At 61.8% G+C, this 327-nt stretch carries 1 pseudogene; it reads right to left on the reverse strand.

From position 1 onward, the window contains the following. Positions 1-327, reverse strand: a pseudogene (locus D779_RS20820) (hypothetical protein); the annotation flags it as partial.

Here is a 327-nt window from a genome sequence, read left to right on the forward strand (position 1 = left end):
GTCACACCCGATCCGATCGGCAGGGACTCAGCGAGGAAGCCGGGGTAGTCCATCTGGTGGCGATGATTGTTGAAATAGGTCCAGGCGCTGTAAGCGTTGTCGCGCAGTGCCTGCGAGAGGGAGGTGCGCCGCGAGAGCGTGGCCGCTTCTTCGATCAAGCGGTTCACCGCGTTGGGATCGTCCTTGAGATCGCGGCACTGCTGATGGCGCCAGCGCGAACGTTGCTCCTCGGCCTGGCGTTGTGGATAGCGCGCCTGAGCCAGCGTGCCGACATATTCGCTGACGTGGAAAAAGTCGATCAGTTGGCGCTTGGTATGCTCCTCAAGG

The organism is Imhoffiella purpurea (assembly GCF_000585215.1).
GTDB classification, from domain to species: domain Bacteria; phylum Pseudomonadota; class Gammaproteobacteria; order Chromatiales; family Chromatiaceae; genus Imhoffiella; species Imhoffiella purpurea.